A 20,890-nucleotide genomic window follows, 5' to 3' on the forward strand; every position below is an offset into this window, starting at 1 on the left:
TCGTCCGGTACGGCGTCCGGTTCAGCGTTCGGTACAGCGCCGGGCACCGTGTCCGGTGGGGGACGCAGCGCGGCGTTCCGCAGGAGTTTCAGCACGGCGGGGCGTCCAGGGATGCCGTCTGTGGCCCGTTCTCGGCCGCCGGGGTGCTGGTGAGGGTGACCATCCAGGTGCCCCGGCACGGGTGGTTGGAGAAGTCGGCCTCGAAGGTCACGGCGTAGTGCGTGCTGCCCGACAGTTCCTTGGTCTGGTTGCCGTAGGGATCGGCGGGCGAGTCGACGTAGTAGTTCGCCGCCACGGTGACGGGCCCGGTCCCGGTGGCGTCGACGCTCACGTCGGCGACGAGCGTGCCCGGTGTCTGCCCCCGCCGCCAGGAGCCGATGGTGAGGGTGACCGTGCCTGCCGTGGGGGCCGTGGTCTCGGTGACGGGCGTGGCCGGTGCCGTCGGCGGGGCGGTGGTCACGGAGGGGGTGGGTGAGGACGAGGGATTCTCCGACGGGCTGCCGGAGGGCGTGGTGTCGGTCGTGGGCGGCACGGCGGTCGGGGTGGCGGCGGGGGACGGGGTGCCGGCGGCGGGGGACGGGGCGGCCGACGTGACGGCTGTCGGTGCCGAGCTGACCACCGTCGTCGCCGTGTCGTGCGGGCGGGCAGCCACGGCCGTCGCCCCGGTCACGACGACCGCGAGCGCGGCCGCCCCGGCGGCGGCCTGCCACCCGTTGCGCCTCACCCGGCCGAGCAGCGTCAGCGCCCGCGCGGGCGCTTCGAGGGTCACCGTGGCGGTGAACGGGAACAACAGGGCCAGCAGGGCGGTGAGTTCGGCGAGCCGGCGGCGGCTCCGCTCCTCCCAGTCGCCGCCGTACCCCTCCGTGGCGGACTGTTCCAGCTCGGCGAGGAATTCCTCGATGCCGGGCCGGTCCGCCGGGTCCTTGGCCAGTCCCCTGCGCAGCAGTCCGCGCAGCGGCCCGGGTATGTCGTCCAGAGGGACGGGGGCCCGCAGGTGCTGCAGGCGCAGGGCCGTCACGTCGTCGCCGGTGAACGGACGTCGCCCGGTCAGGCACTCGTGGAACACGGCTGCCGCCGCATACACGTCTCCCGCCGGTCCGGCCGGTTCGCCCTCCCACTGCTCGGGCGCCATGTAGGCGGGTGTGCCGGCGGCCCCGGTCTCGCGTCCTGCGCGTACGGCGATGCCGAAGTCGGCGAGCGCGCTCGTGCCGTCGGCGCGGACCAGCACGTTCTCCGGCTTGTAGTCGCGGTGGACCACACCCGCCGCGTGGGCCGCGCCGAGCCCCAGCAGGGACCCCTTGAGCAGGACCAGGGCGGCCTCGGGACCGGTCGCCCCGTGCCTGCGCAGCAGTTGGCGGAGGCTGACGCCGTCCACCGCCTCCATGACGATGGCGGCGCCGGCGCGCGCCTCGACGTACTCGTACAGCCGCACCACGCACGGGTGGCGGAGTTCGCCCAGCAGCCGGGCCTCGGCGCGGAAGCGCGCGAGGAACTCCCGGTCGCCGTGCAGGCGCCGGCTCAGGTACTTGACCGCGACGGGCACGCCGGTCGCGGTGTGCCGCGCGAGCACGACCCGGCCGCCGGCCCCCTCGCCGAGGGTGCGTACGGGGGCGTAGCCGGGGACGGCCCAGTCCCCGCTCCCGCCGTCGCTGTGCGGATCCCGTGTCACGCCGCCCCCTCCGCCGTCGCGCCCACCGCCTGGACGGGCGCCGCGCCCTTCCCGGCACGACCGCGCCGGAGCCGGCGCGTCAGCCAGCGCACGGGTGCGGACCACACGGGGAAGGCCACCAGGGCGACCACGAGGGCCTCGATCACCGTGGTCCAGGGCGGGCTCACCCGGCCCTCGAGCAGGTCACCGATCCTGGAGCGCCAGGCCAGCAGGGCGAGGACGAGGAAGCCGTACGTCCCGACGACGACCGCGAGCCCGTACGCGGCCAGGCCGGCCTGCCGTGGACCGGGCCGGCTGCCCGCACGCAGGTCCCGCCACAGGCCCTTGCGGAAGTAGGCGCTCGCCTCCTCGCGCAGCCGCGGCACGCGCAGGGCGTCGGTCAGGGCCTGGTAACCGTCCAGCGGCATCAGCGGGTTGAAGTTGTAGAGCGTGTTCAGGTAGAGGCCGAAGGCCAGGTGGAAGAGGACCGCCGAGGCGGGTCCGGTGGGCAGGAAGGCCGCGCCGGCCGCGCACCAGCCGGCCAGCGCCGCCGTCGACAGCGGCCCGGACAGTGCCACGACGACCCGTGACCAGCGGGTGCCGAACCACATGTCGCTGGTGTCGACGAAGGCGAAGGGCATGCCCACCATGAGCAGGAATCCGCCGCGCCGGACCTTGCGGCCGTACGACTTCACGGCCAGCGCGTGCGTCAGCTCGTGCACCACCAGCGCGGTCACGTATCCGGCGGCCAGCAGCACCGGGCCCCAGGCGCCCGCACCGCCGAAGTCCAGCAGGTGCTGACGCCCCTGCGCGATGAGGAATGCGGCGAGGCCGCCGATCACCGACAGCCAGGCCAGCGTCACCCCGGTACGGGTGAAGAAGCGCCAGCCGAAGGCCTGGTAAAGGCGGGTGACGGTGCGGTCGAGGCCGGGTACCGACACCTCCAGTTTCAGCAGCGCCCGGTACACGGCGCGTCCCGCGCGGCGCCAGCCCGTGGGCTCCGCCTCCTCGGAGCGTCCCGGCAGACCGCGCAGCAGTCCCGCGCCGGCGAACGCGGCGAGCGCCGACTCGATGCGCGGCAGGGCGAGTTCGCCGAAGCGGTCGGCGTAGGCGAACAGCAGGTCCCGTACGGTGTTCTCGCCGTCGACGGCGTGCCAGAGGAAGACCTCCCGCTCGTCCAGTTGCAGGTAGGCACCGGTGCGGGTGTTGTTGAGCACCCAGCGTGGTGCGCCGCGGTCGGTGGGCACCTGCTTGAGCGCCCAGCCGGAGCGGCGTCGGGGACGCGCGGTGAGCGGACCGTTCGCCTCCGGCGCCGCCTCCTGTGCCGCGCCGGCGGGGAGCTGGGTGAGCTGGGTGCCGACGACCTGGGTGCGCTGCCCTATGTGCGCCTCACGGGGCTGCTCGAAGACCAGGCGTACGTCGCCGACGCACAGTTCGGTGCCGTCGGCGAGGTGGGCCGTGCCGCCGTGCAGGTCGACGCCGGCCACGGCCGTGCCGTTGAACGAGTCCAGGTCCTCGATCCGGAACCCCGACTCCGTGCGCACGATCCGGGCGTGGCTGCGCGACACGCTTGCGTCGGGCAGGACGACGTCGTTGTCCGTGCCCCGGCCCAGCGTGGTGACCGGGCCGGTGAGCGGGACGACCAGGGTGGGGTCGTCGAGGCCGCGCAGGTGCGGCGCGGCGTACGAGGTGGGTGCCGCGCCGCGGCGGAGGGTGCCGCAGTGCAGGCAGTACGGGAAGTCGCGCCGCACGTGGACGCGACAGGCGTGACAGAGCATGTGCCGGTTCAGCCCGCGCCGGAGCCGCTGATGAACGTCCCGTCGGAGAAGCCGCCGTCCGTGTCGGCGCCGGGCGCGGAGGGTGAGAGGTGTGTGGAGACGCCACCGATGCCGGGGGCGGCGGGGAAGTTCACACCGCCGCGCACGGTCTCGGAGCCGCCGCCGAGGGTTGTCCGGCCTCTGCGGCCGTTCTCATCGCCGCCGGGTTCGCCACCGCCGGAGGGACGGTTGCCGTTCTCACCACCGCCCTCGCCCCCGCCGCCGCCTTCACCGCCGCCACCATGGCCACCGGACGGGCGGTCGCCGTTCTCACCACTACCGCCGCCGCCTTCACCCCCGCCGCCTCCGCCGCCCTCGCCCCCGCCGCCGCCACCATGGCCACCGGAGGGACGGTCGCCGTTCTCACCACTGCCACCGCCGCCTTCACCCCCGCCGCCTCCGCCGCCCTCGCCCCCGCCGCCGCCTTCACCGCCGCCACCATGGCCACCGGACGGGCGGTCGCCGTTCTCACCACTACCGCCGCCGCCTTCACCCCCGCCGCCTCCGCCGCCTTCACCACCGCCGCCGTGGCCACCGGACGGGCGGTCGCCGTTCTCGCCGCTGCCACCGCCGCCTTCGCCGCCGCCTGTGCCGCCACCGCCGTCTCCGCCGCCGTGGCCGTCGCCCTCGTCGCGGTCGAAGATGCCGCCGTGGCCGAAGTGACCGGCGTCGCCGCCGCCCTCGCCGCCGAAGCCGCCGCCGTGACCGCCGAGGTCACCGAAGCCACCGGATCCGGATCCTCCGAGGTCGCCCCCGGAGCCGAATCCACCGTCACCGAGGCCGCCGCCCTCTCCGAACCCTCCGGACCCGAAGCCGCCGTCGCCCAACCCACCGAGACCGCCCTCGGCACCGCCGCCGAACCCGCCGAAGCCGTCCCCGGCACCGCCGCCGAAGTCGCCTCCCGCACCGCCGAAGCCGCCCGGACCCTCGGTGCCGCTGCCGCCGAAGCCGCCCAAGCCGCCCTCGGCACCGCCGCCGAGATGTCCTCCGAACCCGCCGAGATCCGCGCCGTCCGTATTGCCGGACCCCCCGAACCCTCCGAAGTCGCCGGCTTCCCCGAACTCGCCGAACGCGCCGGCCGGCTCGGCAGGCGATCCGTGGGCCAGGCTCCCGCCGAGCAGGCTCCGGGCACCGGTGGCCGACACGTCGAAGGCACCGGCGCTCTCCTGGCTTCCGGTGGGAAGTGACGGGTCTCCGGCGCGGTCGACGGAACCTGGGTCGGCCGAACCGTGGCCGGCCGAAGCGTGATCGAGGGAGCCGTGCCCGGCGGGCGCGTGGTCGGTGGTGTCGTGGCCGGCCGTGAGGTCCGGAGCGTCGTGATGGGTCAGTGCATGGGCCGCGCTGCCGAAGAACAGGGACGATTTGGACAGCCGCGGGTCGAGTGCGGCCGGTCCCCCGTCAGCGCTGGTCTCGACGCGAAGGGTGCGGAGTTCGGCGACCTGGGCGGGTGTCAGACCGAGTCTTCGGGCCACCTCGCCGGTGTCGCCGTCGAGTTCGGCTCTGAAGGCCGGGTCGACGGCAAGGCGGGTCATGGCGTCGCGGAAGGCGTTGTCGGTCATGTCTCGGTCTCCGTGGGTTGCGTGTCGCTGGTGCCGATCCCGGCGGAGCTGAGGATCCCCCTGGTCGGCGGCAACCGCCATTTCCGGCCATCCCCCACCGAAGCCTGCTGGGACGGTTATAAGGGCATGCCACTGCCGGCGCAAGGCCGGAAGCAGGGCGCTCCGGGCTCATGTGACACCGGAACCTGCCCGCCCGCATTTCCCGCCTCACCTGCGCGGCGGCCTTCCGTCCGGAAGCCGGTTGTCCGCTTCGACGTGGGCCGCATGCCGCGGCCCACGTAGGGCGGTACACCGCCGGACGGCCGTGACACCGGTGACGCAGATGTGGCTCGAACTGCCGGCTGTGCACAGGGTTCAGACAGTGGCACCGAGGTGGGCGGGGCTGAGGTAGTGCACGGCGGTCCGGTCGGCGCGCGGAACGAGCAGGCCCTGTAGTTCCTCAGCCGCGGCCTCGAGGAGGTGGCCGTCGCGGGTGGCATGGAGCGTTTCCAGGAGGAACGCGACGTGGGTGGAGTCTTCGGTCACGCGGGTGCGGTGGGCGTCGCGGTGGTTCCAGTGGCGGGTCAGGACGCCCGTGGTGTCGGCGTAGATGATCTCGCCGGGCTTGGGGTGCTCGGTGGTGCCGGGTTCGCCGAGCGGGGTGAACTCCTCGTTTCCGTGCGCATGGCGGATGTCGACGTCACCGGTGACGTGGTCGAGGTCGAAGGCGCCGGCGGGCAGGCCGTGGCGGACGGAGACGGCGTTGTAGGAGTCGACGGCCGGGTTGATGCGCGGCAGGGTGCCCCTCTTGGCGAGGCGGCGGCCGAGGGCGTCAACGCTGGGGCGGATCCGGCGGGGATTGGTGCCGAAGGAGCGGTAGGCGGTGTGCCACGCCTCGATGCGCGGGTCGCTCTCGTCGGCGGGCTGCCAGGTGCCGGCGGCCAACTGCTGCTCCAGTTCCTCCAGGGCGATCGTGGTGTCGGGCCAGGGCTCGTGGCCGCGCACCCCGGTGGCGGTGACCAGGGCGATGAGGGAGTCGGGGAAGGCGTCGGCCACGGCGGGGCTGATGCGGAAGGTGGTCATGCGGCGGGATCCTGTTCCGTGCGTGAGTGGGGAGGGAAGTCGTGGCCGTCGGCGATCAGGTCTGCCGTCCGGCGTCGTCCGGGCCGACGCCCCAGCCCTGGACGAACATGCGGTTCTCGGTGCGGGCTGGTGCGGGTTCAGGTGAGGGCGAGGAGACTGACGGCGACGGCGGCGGTGCCCAGTCCGACGAGCTGGCCGCGGTGGATGCGTTCGGCGAGCACGCCACGGGCGAGCAGCACGGTACCGGCCGGGTACAGGGCGGTGATCACGGCTACGACGGTGAGGTCCCCGCTGCGGGCCGCGAGCAGGAACAGCAGGTTCGCCACCGAGTCCAGCACGCCGGCGCCGGCCGACATCGCGTACGCGGGCTTCTCTGCGCCGAGCCGGCGGCGCAGCAGTCCGGCCGCGGTCAAGGTCACGGCCGAGGAGACCGTCCGGCCGATGATCAGCGGGGCGACACCGCTGTCGGAGGGTGCCTGCTGCAGGAAGATCAGCTGGAGGGCGATCGCTGCGCCCGCCCCGAGGGCCAGCAGCAGCGCGCTGCGGGAGGGGCGCGCCGCGCCGGCGCCGTGTCCGGCGCTGACCAGGACGACCGCGACGAGCGCGAGCGGCAGACCGAGCAGTCCGGCGAGGGCGAGGTGCTCGCCCTGCAACAGCCCTACGGACACGGGCAGGGCCGCGGAGACCAGTGCGGTGACGGGCGACAGCACGTTCATGGGGCCGATCGCCAGGGTTCTGTACAGCAGGGCGAACGCGGCGGCCGAAGCGACGCCGGAGACGGCCCCCCAGATGACGGCGGAGGTACTGAACGATGCGCCGAGCACCGGCCACAGCAGCAGTTCGACCGCGAGCGAGGCGGGTGCCGCGACCATTACGGTACGCAGAACATGAGCCTCCCGGGAGCCGAGGCCGCCGAGGAAGTCGGCGCATCCGTAGGCGAGTGAGCTGCCCAGGGCCAGCAGCAGTGCGATCACGGTGCATCCCTTACTATCAATGGAACGACCGAACCGTACAACGGACCGACCGAAACGGGCAACCACACGACCGCGTGGTGCATTCCAGTGGTCCCAGGCGAAGATGGTGATCGGATGGCAGAGACCGAGGCGGCCCTGCGGACGCTGGCCCACAACGTCCGGGCCGCTCGCACCCGCGCGGGCTTGTCCCTGGACGAGCTGGGCCGGCGCGCCCAGGTCAGCAAAGGCGCCCTGGTGGGCCTGGAGAAGGCTCAGGGAAACCCGAACTTCGCCACCCTGGTGCGACTAGCCGACACGCTCGGCGTCTCCGTCTCCGCGCTGATGGAGGGCCGGGCCGAGGGACGTGTGCGGGTCGTCTCCACCGACACCCTGGCCCCGCTGTGGACCGGACCGCGGGGCAGCGAGGCCCGGCTCATGCTGACCACCTCGGGGCCGGCCCCGGTCGAGGTGTGGCGCTGGAAACTGGAGCCGGGCGAGGAATACCCCAGCCACCCCCACCAGGCCGGCGTCGTGGAAACGGTCAGCGTCACATCGGGCAGCATGACCCTCGTCGTCGACGGCACCGAGCACCCCGTCGAAGCCGGACAGACCGCCACCTACGACGGCGACACCGCCCACACGTACCGCGGCTCGGGCACCGGAACCTGCCATCTCATCATGACGGTCCACCTGCCGCCCGGCCCGGGCTCCACGGCCTGACCTGCGCGCAGCGCCGTGCGCCAAGGCGGCGCTGCGGAGCCCTCGTCGCCGCGCGCCGCGCGGGACTCACGTCGTGATGTCGAGCATGTAGTTGTCGCTGACGACGAAGGTCACCAGATTCGTCCCCGTGCCGAAGGGGCCGGTCCCGGAGTCACGTGCCTGGCCGCCGGTGCCGTGTTCGGTGGCGTTGCCGGATGCCGCGAGGGTGTCCCGCTCGAAGCGGCGGTCGATCGTGAACCGGAGGGTCTGGCCCGTGTCGGTGCGCCTGAGGGTGTCGGTGGTCCGAGTCTCGAAGACGAGGTCGCCGCTGCCCGTCACGGAGCCGGAGATCGTCAGTTCGGCCGGGAAGGACTCGTCCGGCGTCGCGCAGCGGAAGTCGCTGCTGCTCCTGCCGTCGACGGCACGGTTGGCGGGATGGACGTTCACGGTGATCGCACCGGCGCAGTTGTAGGTGGCCGCCTGTGCCGGGCCCGAAGTGGCCGCCGCCAGGAGCAGGGCCGCGGCACCGGCCGCGACCAGACCACGAACGGAAACACCGAACATCACGGTCCCCCTTATGACCTGCGGGAGCAGGCGTGCGCAACGCGGATACACGCGGACCGTACCGGCTGCAGCCACCGTGATTCGAGACCGGACGTGAGCCCACCACTCCTGTGAGTGACGGGATTCACCGGAAAAACGGCACTGCTGGTTCGTGGCGACCGAAGGGTTGGTGGCGTCGGAAGGGTTCGTGGCGACCGAACGGGTCAGTCGGTGCTCGTCGCGGCGAGCACGGCGACACGGCGGCCGTCGGGAGAGAGGGCGACGATGCCGTAGTCGCTGTACCGCTCACCGGCGTTCCCTCCCCCGTTGTGCCTGCGCTCGCCATGTGCCACCTCCCCCCTGGGTCGTACCCCGAGCGTCCCTGATCGTCGTGGTCGCTACAGCTCGTAGTCCCGGGCCACCTCCTCCCAGCGGATGTCCAAGAGGGCGGGATCGGCCGCTTCGCCCGACGGGACGTCCGTTGCGGGCTGGAACCAGACGACGGTGAGGGCGGAGCGGTACAGCACCGGGTCGTGGTCGGGAGCGAGTGCCGCGGAGCGGAAGGCACCGATGCAGGCCACGGCGGGCAGTACCTCGACCGGCCCGAACCCGCCCGCAGCCCGGTCCGGGTACTCACGGGACGGCGGAACGAGATGGACCGGCGTCCTGGGGTGGGCGCGCTCGGCGGCCCGCAGCAGTCCGTTGACCTTCATGTCATTGACGAGCCGGCACGGATAGCCCTCCAGCATTCCGCCGTAGGTCGAGGAGAGCATCAGCTCGGAAAGCTCGATCGTACGGCCGGACGAGAGGACTATGCGGCTCAATGACATGCGCCCACACTATGCGCAAGGAGATCCACTACCGATGCACACCGAGGGACTTGTCCGGTCCGGCCCTAGTCGACGAGGAGGCGTGCACCGGTGTAGCCGAGGATGTAGTTGATCTCCTGGTACCAGCTGACGTTCTCCAGACCGTACTTGGACAGGCACAGCCAAGGTGAGTGGTCGTTGTCCCTGCGGTACCTCGCTGCCGTCGCCACGCCCTGCGCCTGTCCGCCCGAGAAGTAGGGGCCACCGGAGTCGCCCGGTTCCTGGCAGGTGGTGTTGCGGGTCATGCCGTAGAGGATCTTGCCGTTGTCCAGGGGAACCGTCTCGTTGCGCCACCGGATGATTCCGCACGTCACCTTCGTGGTGATCCCCGACTTGCACACGCTGGTGCCGACCGGGGCCTGGAACGAGCCGTGCACCAGGTAGACGCTGTCGTCCGGCGTGTGACGGGAGATCCACGGCCCCTGCTCCCACTGGGTGGTGTCGACCGCGGTGACGCCCCAGTCGTAGGTGCGGTCGGCGAACCACCAGGGCCCGATGCCGCGGCCGTTGAACCCGACGACGGGTCCGCCGCCGTCGGCGCAGTGGCCCGCGGTGATCATGACCGGGCTGTTGGTGTACATGCGGGCGTTGAACCCCACCGAGCAGGTGCTGAGGTTCGGCATGATGATCGTCTCTCCGCCGTCGAGGTACGCGGCGGAGAGGCGGGGCAGGTCGTCCGCGACACTCTTCACGCGGACCGCCGCGCCGTGGGCCCGCGCGGCCTTCAGCACCGCACCGGCCGGACGGCCCTCGACAGCATCGACGACCACGGTGTTCGTCGGCTCATCGACATGCCAGCCTGCCAGGCCGGCGGCTGCGCTCGGGTCGCGGCGCGCGCGGTCGTCCAGCTCCGTCTGGACGGCGGCGAGCGTCGCGCGGCTGTGCTTCACCACCTTCACCCGCGCCCCCGCCTCCGAGACCGGGCGGGACAGCGCCGGGTCCGTGACGGCGACCGTGAGCCGCCGGGTTTTACGGTCGTACCACGATCCGCCGTACGACGACCCGAGCCGGGGGACGAGCCGCCGCTGCGTGGCCGCCGCTGCCTCCTCGTCCGCCAGCAGGCGCCGTACGGCCGCCCGGTCGAGGCCCAGACCGCGGCTGAGTTCGTCGATCGGCGCCGTGCGGACCTCGTGCCCCTCCGGCTCCGGGGGCGGTTCGGCCGACGCCGAGGGCTGCGGTATCAGGGCGAGGCCGGCGAGCAGAAGGGCGAGCAGGGACCTGGCGGAATTCGAGTGCCGGAATGGCTTCCTCATGGGTCTCCGATGGGAAGGGTGCCGGTACGCAGGGGCTGGAGTCGCAGGGCATGGGCCGACGGCGTCCGGAGGCTTGAGCCGGCGAGCGCCGCCGCGACGGGCAGGAGCGCGGCCCACAGGAATCGGCACCGGTGTGGGAGAAGAGTGCGCGGCATGCGGCACCTTCTTTGCGGTTCTTTGCGGTCCTTTGCGGTTCTTTGCGGTCGACGGACGGCGGGACTGCGGGAAGGTGCGCCGCGGATCGAATGTGGCGGTTCCCCAGCGGCCGGGACAACGGCGTGCGGAAGCGTGGAGGGGCGCGCGGGGACCCGCCGGCCCCGGCCCGGTCCGAGTCGGGATCACACCTCGGTGTGGGCTCTGCGCCGGTCGGCGAGGGCGGTGTGCGAGGGGGACGTCGTGTCCGGTGGGGTCGGCTACTCCTGTGGCTCCGTCTGGGCTTCCTCCGTGCCGGGCCGGCCCGGCGGGCGGCGGCCGTGCGGCTGCTGGGGCTCTGGGCGGACCGGTACGGGCGGCAGGGAGCGGACCGCCGGCTCCTCGGCGGTCACGGTCAGCGGTTCCCCGTAGTGCAGCACCGCCAGCGGTTCCCCGTCGAGCAACCGGTAGCGTGCCTCGGTCCGGCCGACGTCCACCGTCAGTCTGCGGCCGCGCACCGCCACGGTGAACACCAGCCTGGACAGCGCTTCGGGCAGGCGCGGCGCGAACCCGAGCAGGTCCTGCCGCCCCTCGTCACCGAGGTGCCGGCGCAGGCCCCCGAAGCCGGAGACGAGGGCGATCCACGTCCCGGCGAGGGAGGCGATGTGCAATCCGTCGCGGGTGTTGTGTTCCAGGTCGTCCAGGTCCATCAGCGCGGCCTCGCCGAGGTAGGCGTAGGCCAGTCGCAGGTGCCCCGTCTCGGTGGCGAGCACCGCCTGGCAGCATGCCGAGAGTGAGGAGTCGCGGACGGTCAGAGCCTCGTAGTAGGCGAAGTTGCGTGCTTTCTCCTCGTCGGTGAACGCGAAAGGGCACTCCAGCATCGCCAGCACCAGGTCGGCCTGCTTGATCACCTGTTTGCGGTACAGGTCGAAGTAGGGGTAGTGGAGCATCAGCGGGTAGTTCTCGGGCGGGGTCGCCTCGAAGTCCCAGCGCTGGAGATGCGTGAATCCGGCCGATTGTTCGTGCACACCGAGGGCTTCGTTGTACGGCAGCGCCATGCGGGCCGCGGCGTCCCGCCAGGTGGCGGCCTCCTCGTCGTCGACGCCCAGTTCCCCGGCACGGTCCCGGTGCCGCATGGCGGACGCCGCCGCCGCGAGCAGGTTCTGCCGGGCCATCAGATTGGTGTAAAGGTTGTCCCGGGCGATCGCGCTGTACTCGTCGGGTCCGGTGACGCCGTCGATGTGGAAGACGCCCTCCGCGTCGTGGTGACCCAGGGAGCGCCACAGCCGGGCGGTGTCCACGAGGAGTTCGAGTCCCTCACGGCGCTCGAACTCCTCGTCGCCGGTCATCATGACGTACCGGACGGCGGCCATGGCGATGTCGGCGTTGATGTGGAAGGCAGCCGTACCGGCCGGCCAGTAGGCCGAACACTCGGCGCCGTCGATCGTCCGCCAGGGGAACAGCGCCCCCGACAGCCCCAGCTGGCGCGCGCGTTCCCGGGCCGCCGGCAGCGTCCCGTGCCGCCATCTCAGTGCCGAGGCGACGGTCTCCGGCGCGGTGAACGTCAGTACCGGCAGGACGTAGGACTCGGTGTCCCAGAAGCAGTGCCCGTCGTACCCGGTCCCGGTCAGTCCCTTCGCGGGGATCGCCCGGTTCTCGCCGCGTGCCGCTGCCTGGAGTACGTGGAAGAGGGCGAACCGCACCGCCTGCTGGATCTCGGCGTCGCCCTCCACCTCGACGTCCGCGCCGGCCCAGAACCGGTCCAGGTACTCCCGCTGTGCCGCGACCAGGCCGTCCCAGCCGGTGCTGACCGCGGCGGCCACCGCGCCGTCCACCTGGTCGTGCACGGCCGGCAGCGAACGCTCCCCCGACCAGCCGTAGGCCACGAACTTGACGAGCCGCAGCGGCTGTCCGGGGGCCAGGTCCGCGGTCACCGTCAGACGGCTGACGTCGGGTTCGCACTGCGCGGTCCACCGGGTGCTCTCCGGCCCCTCGATGAGGTGGTCGGCGGCCGCCCCCACCCGCAGACCGCTGCGGTCGGTACGGTGCACGAGCCGCAACCGGGTGTCCTGCGCGAAGTACTCCTCGGCCGACAGCGGGGATTCGGTCGCCGCGGCGACGCGCGGATCCCCCTCGACGCGGGGCAGCTGTTCATTGGCGACGAGTTCGGACTGTACGGCGACCGTGGTCGGTCCGTCGACCGGCTCGACCTCGTACACGATCGCCGCCACCGCGCGCTGGGTGAAGGACACGAGCCGCTGCGAGGAGATCCGGACGGTGCGGCCGCCGGGCGAGATCCACCGCGCGGTGCGGCTGAGCACCCCGGAGCGGAAGTCCAGCACACGCTCGTGCGCCAGCAGCCGGCCGTAGCGCAGGTCGCACGGGTGGTCGTCGACCAGCAATCGGATGACCTTGCCGTCGGTGACGTTGATCATCGTCTGTCCGGACTCGGGATATCCGTAGCCCGCTTCGGCGTACGGCAGCGGATGCCGCTCGTACACGCCGTTGAGGTAGGCGCCGGGCAGGCCGTGCGGCTCTCCCTCGTCGAGGTTCCCGCGCCATCCGATGTGCCCGTTGGACAGGGCGAACACCGATTCGCTCTGGGCGAGCACCTCCAGGTTCAGCTCGGTCTCACGCAGGCACCACGGCTCGACCGTGAAGCTGGGATGAGTGATCACCGCGACTCCAGGAGTTCGGCCAGGTCACGGACCACCACATCTGCGCCGTGTGCCCGCAACTGCTCCGACTGGCCGACCCGGTCGACCCCCACGACCACGGCGAACCGGCCCGCCCGTCCCGCCTCGACACCGGCGAGGGCGTCCTCGAACACCGCGGCCTGGTCCGGCTCGACCGCCAGTCCGCGGGCCGCCTCGAGGAAGGTGTCGGGCGCGGGCTTGCCGCGCAGCCCGCGCTCGTGCGCCACCACTCCGTCGACGCGTTCGTCGAACAGCTCCTCGATGCCGGCCGCCACCAGGACGTCCCGGCAGTTCGCGCTGGACGACACCACGGCACAGGTCAGCCCCGCCTCCCGCACCGCGCGGACGAAGCGGACCGAGCCCTCGTAGGGTTCCACCCCGTCCTCACGGATCCGGCGCAGCACGAGGTTGTTCTTCCGGGTGCCAAGTCCGTTCACGGTCTCCGCCTCCGGCGGGTCGTCCGGGGCTCCCTCGGGCAGGTGCACCCCGCGGGCGGCGAGGAACGTGCGTACCCCGTCCTCGCGGGGCCGGCCGTCCACGTACTCGTCGTAGTCCTCTACCGGGTCGAAGGGCACGAACTCGGTCCCTTCCCGCGCCGCGCGCTCGCGGAGGTAGGCGTCGAACATCTCCTTCCAGGCGGCCGCATGCACCTTGGCGGTCTGGGTGAGCACACCGTCGAGATCGAACAGGCAGGCGCGGACGCGAGCAGGTAGCCCCAGCATGCCGCCGAGGCTAGAAGGTGCTCACGGCCGACGGCTCGGAGAGGCCGTCCGGCACGCCGGAGGGCAACCCGCCCGGGTCAGGCCTCGGACGCCGCGGACGCCGCGGACGGCGGTGGACGTGGTCCGCGCGGCCGGTGTGCCTGGATCCTCCTGCTGATGCGGAACACCGCGGCCCAGGCCGGTGCGCCTAGATCCTCGTGCTGAAGGGGCACACCGCGGCCCAGGATGGATGAGAGGCACCGTCTGAGCGGTGGTGCCGGACCTGCCGGGACGACACCGTCCGAGCGGGGTGCCGGACCTGCCGGGACGACACCGTCCGAGCGGGGTGCCGGACCTGCCGGGACGACACCGTCCGAGCGGGGTGTGCCCCCGCCGGCCCGGTCTGACCGGGGGCGAGGAGCACCGGGACGGAGAGTGATGGAGCGGAAACGTCGGCTTACCGTCTGGCTGCGCGCGCGGGATCCGGATCTCGCCGCGACGCGGCGAGCGGCCAGGACCGCGGTGGTGATGCCCCTCCTGTTCGCCGTGTGCACCCAGGTCCTGCAGGCACCGGTCACAGCCACCTTCGCCGCGTTCGGCACGTTCGCGATGCTCTTGCTGGTCGATTTCACCGGGCCCATGTCGCAGCGGCTGCGCGCGTACGGGGCGCTCGCCGTGGCGTGGCTGGTGCTCGTCACCCTGGGCACTCTGGCCTCGCGGTCGGTCTGGACGGCGACGGCGGCAACGGTCGTGGTGAGCTTCGCCGTGCTCTTCGCCGGCGTGGTCAGCTCGGTGCTGGCCGGTGCCTCGACCTCGCTGCTGCTGGCCTTCGTCCTGCCGGTGTCGGCTCCCGGCCCGCCGGCCGTGCTCCCCGACCGGCTCACCGGCGTGGTGCTGGCAGCCGCGGCGGCCGTCGTCGCGGTCCGGCTCCTGTGGCCCAGGCCCGAGGCCGATCCGCTGAGCGCACCGGCGGCACAGGCATGCCGCGCCGCAGCGAAACAGTTGCGCACCGACGCCGACTACTTCGCGGGCCGCACCGCCGGGCCGGCCTTCGGGGAGTGCCGCGACTGCGCGCAGGAGACCGAGTCGAGCGCTCGGGAACTGCAGCGGGCCTTCACCGCCACGCCCTACCGGCCCACCGGCCTGTCCACCGGGTCGCGGGCACTGGTCCGTCTCGTCGACGAGCTGACCTGGCTGAGCACGATCCTGGCGGAGTCCGCCCCGGCCGTCGAGGACGGATCGACGGGCACCCTGCAGTCCGCGGCGGTGCGCAAGGCGGCCGCCCGTGTGCTGATTCTGTCGGCGGACCTGCTCGACGCCCCGGGCGTCTCGCCGGACCGGCTGCACGCGGCGGTGAAGGAGCTTCGCACGGCATTGGCGGTACTGGAGGACGGGGCCGTCGGCCGCCTGCCCGCGCCGTACGGTGCCGTGGCCGCGCCGGCTGGTCCGAACGCCTTCGTCGACAGCCTCGACGTGTCCTTCCGGGCCCAGGAGATGGCCTTCGTCGTCCTCCAGATCGCCGGGAACGTCGATATCGCGCGGGCCGCCGCGCAGCGCAGCTGGCCGGACCGTCTGCTCGGCCGCGCACCCGAGTCGCCGACCGGTCCGCTGACCAGTGCCACGGAGCGCGCGGCCGCCCACGCCGAACCGCACTCGGTGTGGCTGCACAACAGCGTCCGCGGCGCGATCAGCCTGGGCATCGCGGTCGCGCTGGCCGATGTGACCGGCCTCCAGCACGCCTTCTGGGTCGTGCTGGGCACCTTGTCGGTGCTGCGTTCAAACGCCCTCAACACCGGCCAGAACGCCTTCCGCGCCCTTGGAGGGACACTGGCCGGCTCGATTCTGGGTGCCGTCCTGCTGCAGATCATCGGGCGCGACACGACCGCGCTGTGGATCCTGCTGCCGATCTCCGTGCTCGCCGCGGGCATCGTCCCCGCCGCGATCTCGTTCGCCGCCGGGCAGGCGGCCTTCACGCTCACCCTGGTGATCCTCTTCAACATCGCGCAGCCGGCGGGCCTGTCCGTCATCCTGTTCCGCATCGAGGACATCGCGCTGGGCTGCGCGGTGAGCCTGGCCGTCGGGCTGCTCTTCTGGCCGCGCGGCGCCTCCTCCGCCGTGGTCAGGGCGATGGCGGAGGCCTATGCCGACAGCGCCCGCTACCTGCGCTCCGCCGTGGACTACGCGGTGTCCTGCTGCACCTCGCGGCCCGAGAACGTCGAGGTCCCGCCGGAAGGGCGCCGGGCAGCGGCCTCGGCACGCCGGCTCGACGACGCCTTCCGCACCTACCTGGCCGAGCGCGGAGCGAAGACGGCCTCACTGGGCGAGATGACGAACCTGATCACCGGAGTGGTGGGGCTCCGTCTGGCCGCCGACGCGATCCTGGCACTGTGGGGACGGTCCGGGGGCGACGGGCCCGTCGAGAACCGCGCCGCCGCGCGGACGGAACTGCTCGCCATGTCGCAACGCGTCTGTCTCTGGTACCGGAGTCTCGCCGCACGGCTCGGCGACGGAGGTCCGGCGCCCGACCCCCTGCCGTCCGACGAGGAGAGCAACCGCCGGCTGGTCGACGCCGTACGACGGGACCTCCACGATGCGGACGGGCAGGCCACAGCGACCGGCATCCGCATCATCTGGACCGGCGACCACCTGGAAGCGGTCAGACGACTGCAGACACCGGTGGCGGCGGCGGCCGAGAACACCGCTTCACGGGCGCGGGTCAGCCGGGTCTCCGGGTGACGTGGACGGGGGCCGGCGCCGACGGGGCCGGTGCCGGCGCCACGGATGCCCCTCCGCTGCGCCGCGATACCGAAGAGCCGTACCGATGCGGAGCAGCGCTCTCGTGGCGCCCGGTAGTGCCGGGCCCGGCACGTGAGTTGCCGCTGTCGTGAGCGACGGTTCGGCTCCGGGCCCCGGAGTGGGAGCCGGGCCTGGAGCAAGATCGATTGTCAGTGGTGGGTGGGACGATAGGAGCATCGAGTCGGAAAGAGGGGGAGCCGTCATGTCCGGTAACCAGAACTACATCAACCACGTCGCTCTCGTGCTGGATGCCAGCTCGTCCATGTCGCATCTGAGCCGCAAGGTGGTCGAGGTCGCCGACCAGCAGATCGCGTACCTCGCCCGCCGGTCGCGGGAGCTGGACCAGGAAACCCGCGTCACGGTGTACGTCTTCGCCGACAAGGTGGAGTGCGTCATCTACGACAAGGACGTGCTGCGGATGCCGTCGTTGCAGCAGCTGTACCGGGTCGGTGGGATGACGTCTCTGCTGGCGGCCGCGCTGAAGTCACAGCGGGAACTGGCGCAGACGGCTCAACTGTACGGCGACCACAGCTTCCTGACGTTCGTGCTCACCGACGGGCAGGAGAACGCTAGCCACCACTGCCCCGACGCCCCGTCCCGGGATCCGCGTGAACTGGTGAAGTCCGTGGCCGAGATGATCGAGACGCAGGACGTCAACTGGACGCTGGCCGTCCTCGTGCCGGACCAGATGGGCAAGCGCGAGGCCATGCAGTGCGGTTTCCCGAAGGACAACATCGCCATCTGGGACGCCACGAGCACGCAGGGTCTGGAGGAGGCCGGGCAGGTCATCCAGCAGGCCACCGAGAAGTTCATGGTGGGGCGCTCCAAGGGCATCCGGGGCTCGCGGGCGGTGTTCTCCACGGGTGCCGAGGCGGTCAACAAGGACACCATCGAGGCGGCCGGCCTCACCCCGGTGGAGCAGTCGGCGTATCAGCTGGTCCCGGTGACGCGTGACGCGGTGATCCGGGACTGGGTCGTCGAGTCGGGGCACACGTACCGCACCGGCGGAGCCTTCTACCAGCTGAGCAAGTCGGAGAAGGTCCAGGCGCGGAAGCAGATAGCGGTGCTGGAGAAGGCGACGGACCGCGTGTACACGGGCCCCGAGGCCCGGGCCCTGCTGGGCCTGCCCGACGCGGAAGTCCGGGTGAAGCCGGACCACAACGACGACTTCACGATCTTCGTCCAGAGCACCAGCGTGAACAGGAAGCTCGTTCCGAACACCCGGCTGCTCATCATGATCTGACGCGCCCGGGTGCCGGATGAAGTCGTGTGCCGCATGAGCTGACGCGCACGGGTGCCGCCCGCAGTCGCCTCCTCAGGGCGGTGCGGGCGGCGCCGCGGGAAGTCAGCGGGTGTCGTTCGCGGCGGCGAGTCCGTTGAAGACGCCGATGTAGGAGGTACCGTCGGGGCCGATGGTGATCGGTGCCCAGCTGTTGTCGTAGCCGGTGCCGGTGCCGATCAGCTGCTTCCACCTGGTGGTGCCGGTGCGGAAGTCGACGGCGGCCAGGTACCAGGCGTCGATGCCGAGCCGGTTCGGCTCCTTCGTGTACAGGTAGACGAGCCCGTTGCCGGTGGACAGTTTCGGTACGACGGACGGGGACCGTTCGCTGCTCTCCCACACGGTGTCGCAGCCGCTGCCGTCGGCACGGACGTCGATGCGGCTGACCCCGCCCACGACGCTCCGGCCGAGAGTGAGCGAGGTGACGTTCTCGTATCCGTAGTTGTTCTCCACGATCAGCGAGTTGCCCCAGCTGATCAGGGAGTTGTCCGTCGTGGACGCCCCTGACCGGAACACGGGTGCCGAGCAGACCAGTCGCTGTCCGTCGGGAGTTCCGGTCCCGCGGCGGTAGACGTTGACGTGCATGCGGTCGTCGGCATTGTCGGTGATCGCGACGTATTCGCCGTCGGGGCCGAAGATGTCGGGGGTCGTGCCGGAACCCTGGTTGACCGAGCCGGGTTTGGTGCCGGTTCCCCGGTCGTAGGTCTCCCGCCATTTCAGGGCCGGGGTGCCGTCTGCCGCCGCGGTGAACTCGTACAGCGCATGGTCGGAGACGATGGACACCCCGTCCTCGGCGACGGAGAAGGAGTTCTGGATCTCCTCGCCGTCCAGCCGGATCGACCGGACGGCGCCAGAAGCCGGGGCGACGGTGCCGATACGGCCCTGTCGGGTCACCCACCAGATCCGGCCCTGCCAGTCCGGCATCACCGATGTCACCGGGTCGCACTCCCCGCTGGGGAACAGGTTGGTCCAGGACACGCAGTCGTGAGGCACCTGTGCGGTCAGGTCCCAGTCCGCGTCGACGGTGAACTCCCAGGCTCCGTCCGGCTTCTGCCGGTGTGCCAGGCGGACGATGTGCTGCCGCGAGTCCGCGAGGACGAGCCGGTCCTCGTCGTCGAGGTAGGAGTAGGCGCCGCCCGAGGTGTCCTTGAAGATCCGGGAGAAGTCCAGCCGGGTGATCGCCTCCACGGTGGAAGGGCGTTGCGGCAGCTTGTACTCGGCCAGTGTCCTGAGCGTGGCGGAGTCGAGGAGTTTGACCAGGAAGCCGGTGAACGTGCCGCAGACGGTGACGATCCGGCCGGCTCGGTCGAAGGTGACGTTGGCGCACTCCCCGCCGAGTGATGCCATCCGCTCGCTGGTGGTCCCCGGGTGGTCGCCGAGCGGGCCGGACCATGGGTAGGTTGCGCTGCCCCAGCTGTCGGCGTGCATGCCGCTGCGGCCGTTGGCGGCCAGGTGCGGGTTCTGCGGCGGCCGGGGTCCGGGCAGGGGCTGGGCCGTGGCGGGGGCACCGGCGTACGCGTCGACCAGTCGGTGGCCGGGCGCTTTGGGGATCGGGTCGGCGTGTGCGGGTGTGGGACCGGTGACGGCCGTCCCGGCGGCCACGGCCAGGGTGAGGGCCAGGGCACGGCAGAGTGTCTGGCGGGGCATACGGCTCCTCGGGGACAAGAGGTGGGTGGTCGCGCCGCCGTGACCCTAGGAGCAGCCCGTGGAGGAGTCCACAGAAACGTGAGCATTGTTCACGATCCCGCAATGCCGGAGCCTCCGGGTGATCGCCGCGGCCTGCGAGCCGCCCGGCACCTGGGGCGGCCGCAAGGCCCCTCGGGCGCGCGCAAGTTGACCGATAGTGCACCCCCCGCGGAGGCGATGTGCGTCGCCTGCGCGCGTCCGGTCCCGCGCGCCGTGTCCGATGACATCGGCCCGTGGTCGGCGGAGGCTCGGCGTCCCCTTCCCGGAGCCGCGACCGTCCTCGTGGGCATTCAGGGAAGATCCACCTCACAAGGGGCACACAACTCCACACCACCTCCACCGCGAACCAGTCCAACTACCGCTGCACCGCCACACCACGACGTGCCAAGACGCACCGAACCGGGATGAAGACAACAGGCCAATGTACGGATTGGCCTTGCTGCCGGGCTTACCCGGGACTCAGACTCGCTGCTGTACGACGAACGACCGTTCGGGCCTTTTATCCGGCTTCGAGCGGAATCCTTACATGCCCGCCTTCAGGCATGTTCCGCGCGCCGTCCCGTCGGCGCGTTCCGGCTTCCATCCTTCTCCGAAGGGAGTTCGTCATGTCCCGTACGCCGAACCAGCAGGACGCCCTGAACCTCCAGGACCTCGCCCTGGACTCGGACCTGGACCTCAGCGACCTGACCGTGACCTCGCTGCGCGACACCGCCGCGCTTCCCGAGAACGGCGCGTCGTGGGGCTCCTGTTCGTGCCAGGGCTCGTCGTCGTGCGCGCAGCCGCAGGTGGAGACGCCCGTCGTCCTCTGACCTCGTGCCTGTCGCGCACATCGTCCTTCGAACCTGAGAGGCTTCACATGTCCGACCACCGCGAGGACCTCCTCGCCCTCGAGGACCTCGACCTCGGCGAACTGACGGTCACCGCTCTGCGGGACACCGTCGCGCTGCCCGAGACGGGTGCCTCCGGCGGAGTCAGCTCGTGCTCGTGCGGCTCCTCCTCCTGCGCCCAGCCCAGGCTGCCCGACATGCCGTACTAGTCCGCACTCGGCCTCGCGTTCCACGAGGCCGGTGAGGTACGGCTCCCGTGCGGCGGGCCGGCTGGTCCAGCCTGCCCGGCCTGCCGTACGACCCCGCGCCCATCGCACCAGGGCCGGCGTGGTCCGCCCAAGTCCCGCAAGCCCCGCACCACCGCTGGGTC

18 protein-coding genes are annotated in these 20,890 nt (G+C 71.9%); 7 read left to right on the top strand and 11 right to left on the bottom strand.

Annotation, left to right across the window (positions count from 1 at the left end; genetic code table 11):
- Window positions 1-88: 88 nt before the first annotated feature.
- Together JK359_RS17500 and JK359_RS17505 are read right to left on the bottom strand one after the other, a co-directional pair.
- Window positions 89-1,669 carry a serine/threonine-protein kinase gene (locus JK359_RS17500; protein WP_201836553.1) on the bottom strand — a complete coding sequence of 527 codons (1,581 nt, stop codon included), beginning with the start codon at window positions 1,667-1,669 and terminating at the stop codon, window positions 89-91.
- Window positions 1,666-3,399 (bottom strand): FHA domain-containing protein, encoded by a 1,734-nt coding sequence (locus tag JK359_RS17505; RefSeq protein WP_201836556.1) that lies wholly within the window; start codon window positions 3,397-3,399, stop codon window positions 1,666-1,668. Before JK359_RS17505 ends, JK359_RS17500 begins: the two co-directional genes overlap by 4 nt.
- A gap of 116 nt (window positions 3,400-3,515) precedes the next feature.
- On the opposite strand from JK359_RS17505, the gene JK359_RS17510 reads away from it, so the two are divergent.
- Together JK359_RS17510 and JK359_RS17515 are read left to right on the top strand one after the other, a co-directional pair.
- On the top strand, window positions 3,516-4,652 hold the full coding sequence (locus JK359_RS17510) for a hypothetical protein (RefSeq protein WP_201836558.1): 1,137 nt from the start codon (window positions 3,516-3,518) through the stop codon (window positions 4,650-4,652).
- 57 nt (window positions 4,653-4,709) lie between these two features.
- The gene (locus tag JK359_RS17515; protein WP_201836560.1) at window positions 4,710-5,306 is read left to right on the top strand and encodes a hypothetical protein; all 597 of its coding nucleotides are present in this window, start codon (window positions 4,710-4,712) and stop codon (window positions 5,304-5,306) included.
- Window positions 5,307-5,378: 72 nt separating this feature from the next.
- On the opposite strand, the gene JK359_RS17520 is transcribed toward JK359_RS17515, so the two are convergent.
- Both JK359_RS17520 and JK359_RS17525 read right to left on the bottom strand, forming a co-directional pair.
- Entirely contained in the window at window positions 5,379-6,086 is a 708-nt protein-coding gene (locus JK359_RS17520) for a B3/B4 domain-containing protein (RefSeq protein ID WP_201836562.1), read from the bottom strand.
- A 137-nt stretch (window positions 6,087-6,223) separates the two neighbouring features.
- The gene (locus tag JK359_RS17525) at window positions 6,224-7,060 is read right to left on the bottom strand and encodes an EamA family transporter (RefSeq protein ID WP_201836564.1); all 837 of its coding nucleotides are present in this window, start codon (window positions 7,058-7,060) and stop codon (window positions 6,224-6,226) included.
- A 114-nt stretch (window positions 7,061-7,174) separates the two neighbouring features.
- On the opposite strand from JK359_RS17525, the gene JK359_RS17530 reads away from it, so the two are divergent.
- Entirely contained in the window at window positions 7,175-7,759 is a 585-nt protein-coding gene (locus JK359_RS17530) for a helix-turn-helix domain-containing protein (RefSeq protein WP_201836566.1), read from the top strand.
- Between the two features lie 66 nt (window positions 7,760-7,825).
- On the opposite strand, the gene JK359_RS17535 is transcribed toward JK359_RS17530, so the two are convergent.
- The 6 genes from JK359_RS17535 to JK359_RS17555 all read right to left on the bottom strand — a co-directional run bounded on the left by JK359_RS17535 (window position 7,826) and on the right by JK359_RS17555 (window position 13,953).
- Window positions 7,826-8,302 carry a hypothetical protein gene (locus tag JK359_RS17535; RefSeq protein ID WP_201836569.1) on the bottom strand — a complete coding sequence of 159 codons (477 nt, stop codon included), beginning with the start codon at window positions 8,300-8,302 and terminating at the stop codon, window positions 7,826-7,828.
- Window positions 8,303-8,505: 203 nt separating this feature from the next.
- The gene (locus tag JK359_RS40170; RefSeq protein WP_307788156.1) at window positions 8,506-8,634 is read right to left on the bottom strand and encodes a DUF6183 family protein; all 129 of its coding nucleotides are present in this window, start codon (window positions 8,632-8,634) and stop codon (window positions 8,506-8,508) included.
- Window positions 8,635-8,679: 45 nt separating this feature from the next.
- Window positions 8,680-9,111 carry a hypothetical protein gene (locus JK359_RS17540; RefSeq protein ID WP_201836571.1) on the bottom strand — a complete coding sequence of 144 codons (432 nt, stop codon included), beginning with the start codon at window positions 9,109-9,111 and terminating at the stop codon, window positions 8,680-8,682.
- Between the two features lie 65 nt (window positions 9,112-9,176).
- Complete coding sequence (locus JK359_RS17545; RefSeq protein WP_201836573.1) at window positions 9,177-10,403, bottom strand: S1 family peptidase; 1,227 nt, start codon at window positions 10,401-10,403, stop codon at window positions 9,177-9,179.
- Window positions 10,404-10,816: 413 nt separating this feature from the next.
- Window positions 10,817-13,213: a glycoside hydrolase family 65 protein gene (locus JK359_RS17550; protein ID WP_201836575.1), complete on the bottom strand. Its 2,397-nt coding sequence runs from the start codon at window positions 13,211-13,213 to the stop codon at window positions 10,817-10,819.
- A complete protein-coding gene (locus JK359_RS17555) occupies window positions 13,210-13,953 on the bottom strand; it encodes an HAD family hydrolase (RefSeq protein WP_201836577.1) in 744 nt (247 codons plus the stop codon). Before JK359_RS17555 ends, JK359_RS17550 begins: the two co-directional genes overlap by 4 nt.
- A 417-nt stretch (window positions 13,954-14,370) precedes the next feature.
- Here JK359_RS17555 and JK359_RS17560 point away from each other — a divergent pair, with 417 nt between their 5' ends.
- Both JK359_RS17560 and JK359_RS17565 read left to right on the top strand, forming a co-directional pair.
- Window positions 14,371-16,668, top strand: a complete 2,298-nt coding sequence (locus tag JK359_RS17560; protein WP_201836578.1) for an FUSC family protein — start codon at window positions 14,371-14,373, stop codon at window positions 16,666-16,668.
- 262 nt (window positions 16,669-16,930) lie between these two features.
- The gene (locus JK359_RS17565; RefSeq protein ID WP_201836579.1) at window positions 16,931-17,971 is read left to right on the top strand and encodes a vWA domain-containing protein; all 1,041 of its coding nucleotides are present in this window, start codon (window positions 16,931-16,933) and stop codon (window positions 17,969-17,971) included.
- 102 nt (window positions 17,972-18,073) lie between these two features.
- On the opposite strand, the gene JK359_RS17570 is transcribed toward JK359_RS17565, so the two are convergent.
- The gene (locus JK359_RS17570) at window positions 18,074-19,654 is read right to left on the bottom strand and encodes a hypothetical protein (protein ID WP_201836580.1); all 1,581 of its coding nucleotides are present in this window, start codon (window positions 19,652-19,654) and stop codon (window positions 18,074-18,076) included.
- A 644-nt stretch (window positions 19,655-20,298) separates the two neighbouring features.
- Between JK359_RS17570 and JK359_RS17575 the strand changes: the two genes are divergently transcribed.
- Both JK359_RS17575 and JK359_RS17580 read left to right on the top strand, forming a co-directional pair.
- Complete coding sequence (locus JK359_RS17575; protein ID WP_201836581.1) at window positions 20,299-20,502, top strand: thiazolylpeptide-type bacteriocin; 204 nt, start codon at window positions 20,299-20,301, stop codon at window positions 20,500-20,502.
- Window positions 20,503-20,549: 47 nt separating this feature from the next.
- The gene (locus JK359_RS17580) at window positions 20,550-20,729 is read left to right on the top strand and encodes a thiazolylpeptide-type bacteriocin (RefSeq protein WP_201836582.1); all 180 of its coding nucleotides are present in this window, start codon (window positions 20,550-20,552) and stop codon (window positions 20,727-20,729) included.
- Window positions 20,730-20,890 lie beyond the last annotated feature (161 nt).

Source organism: Streptomyces actinomycinicus (genome assembly GCF_016741775.1).
Classification (GTDB): domain Bacteria; phylum Actinomycetota; class Actinomycetes; order Streptomycetales; family Streptomycetaceae; genus Streptomyces; species Streptomyces actinomycinicus.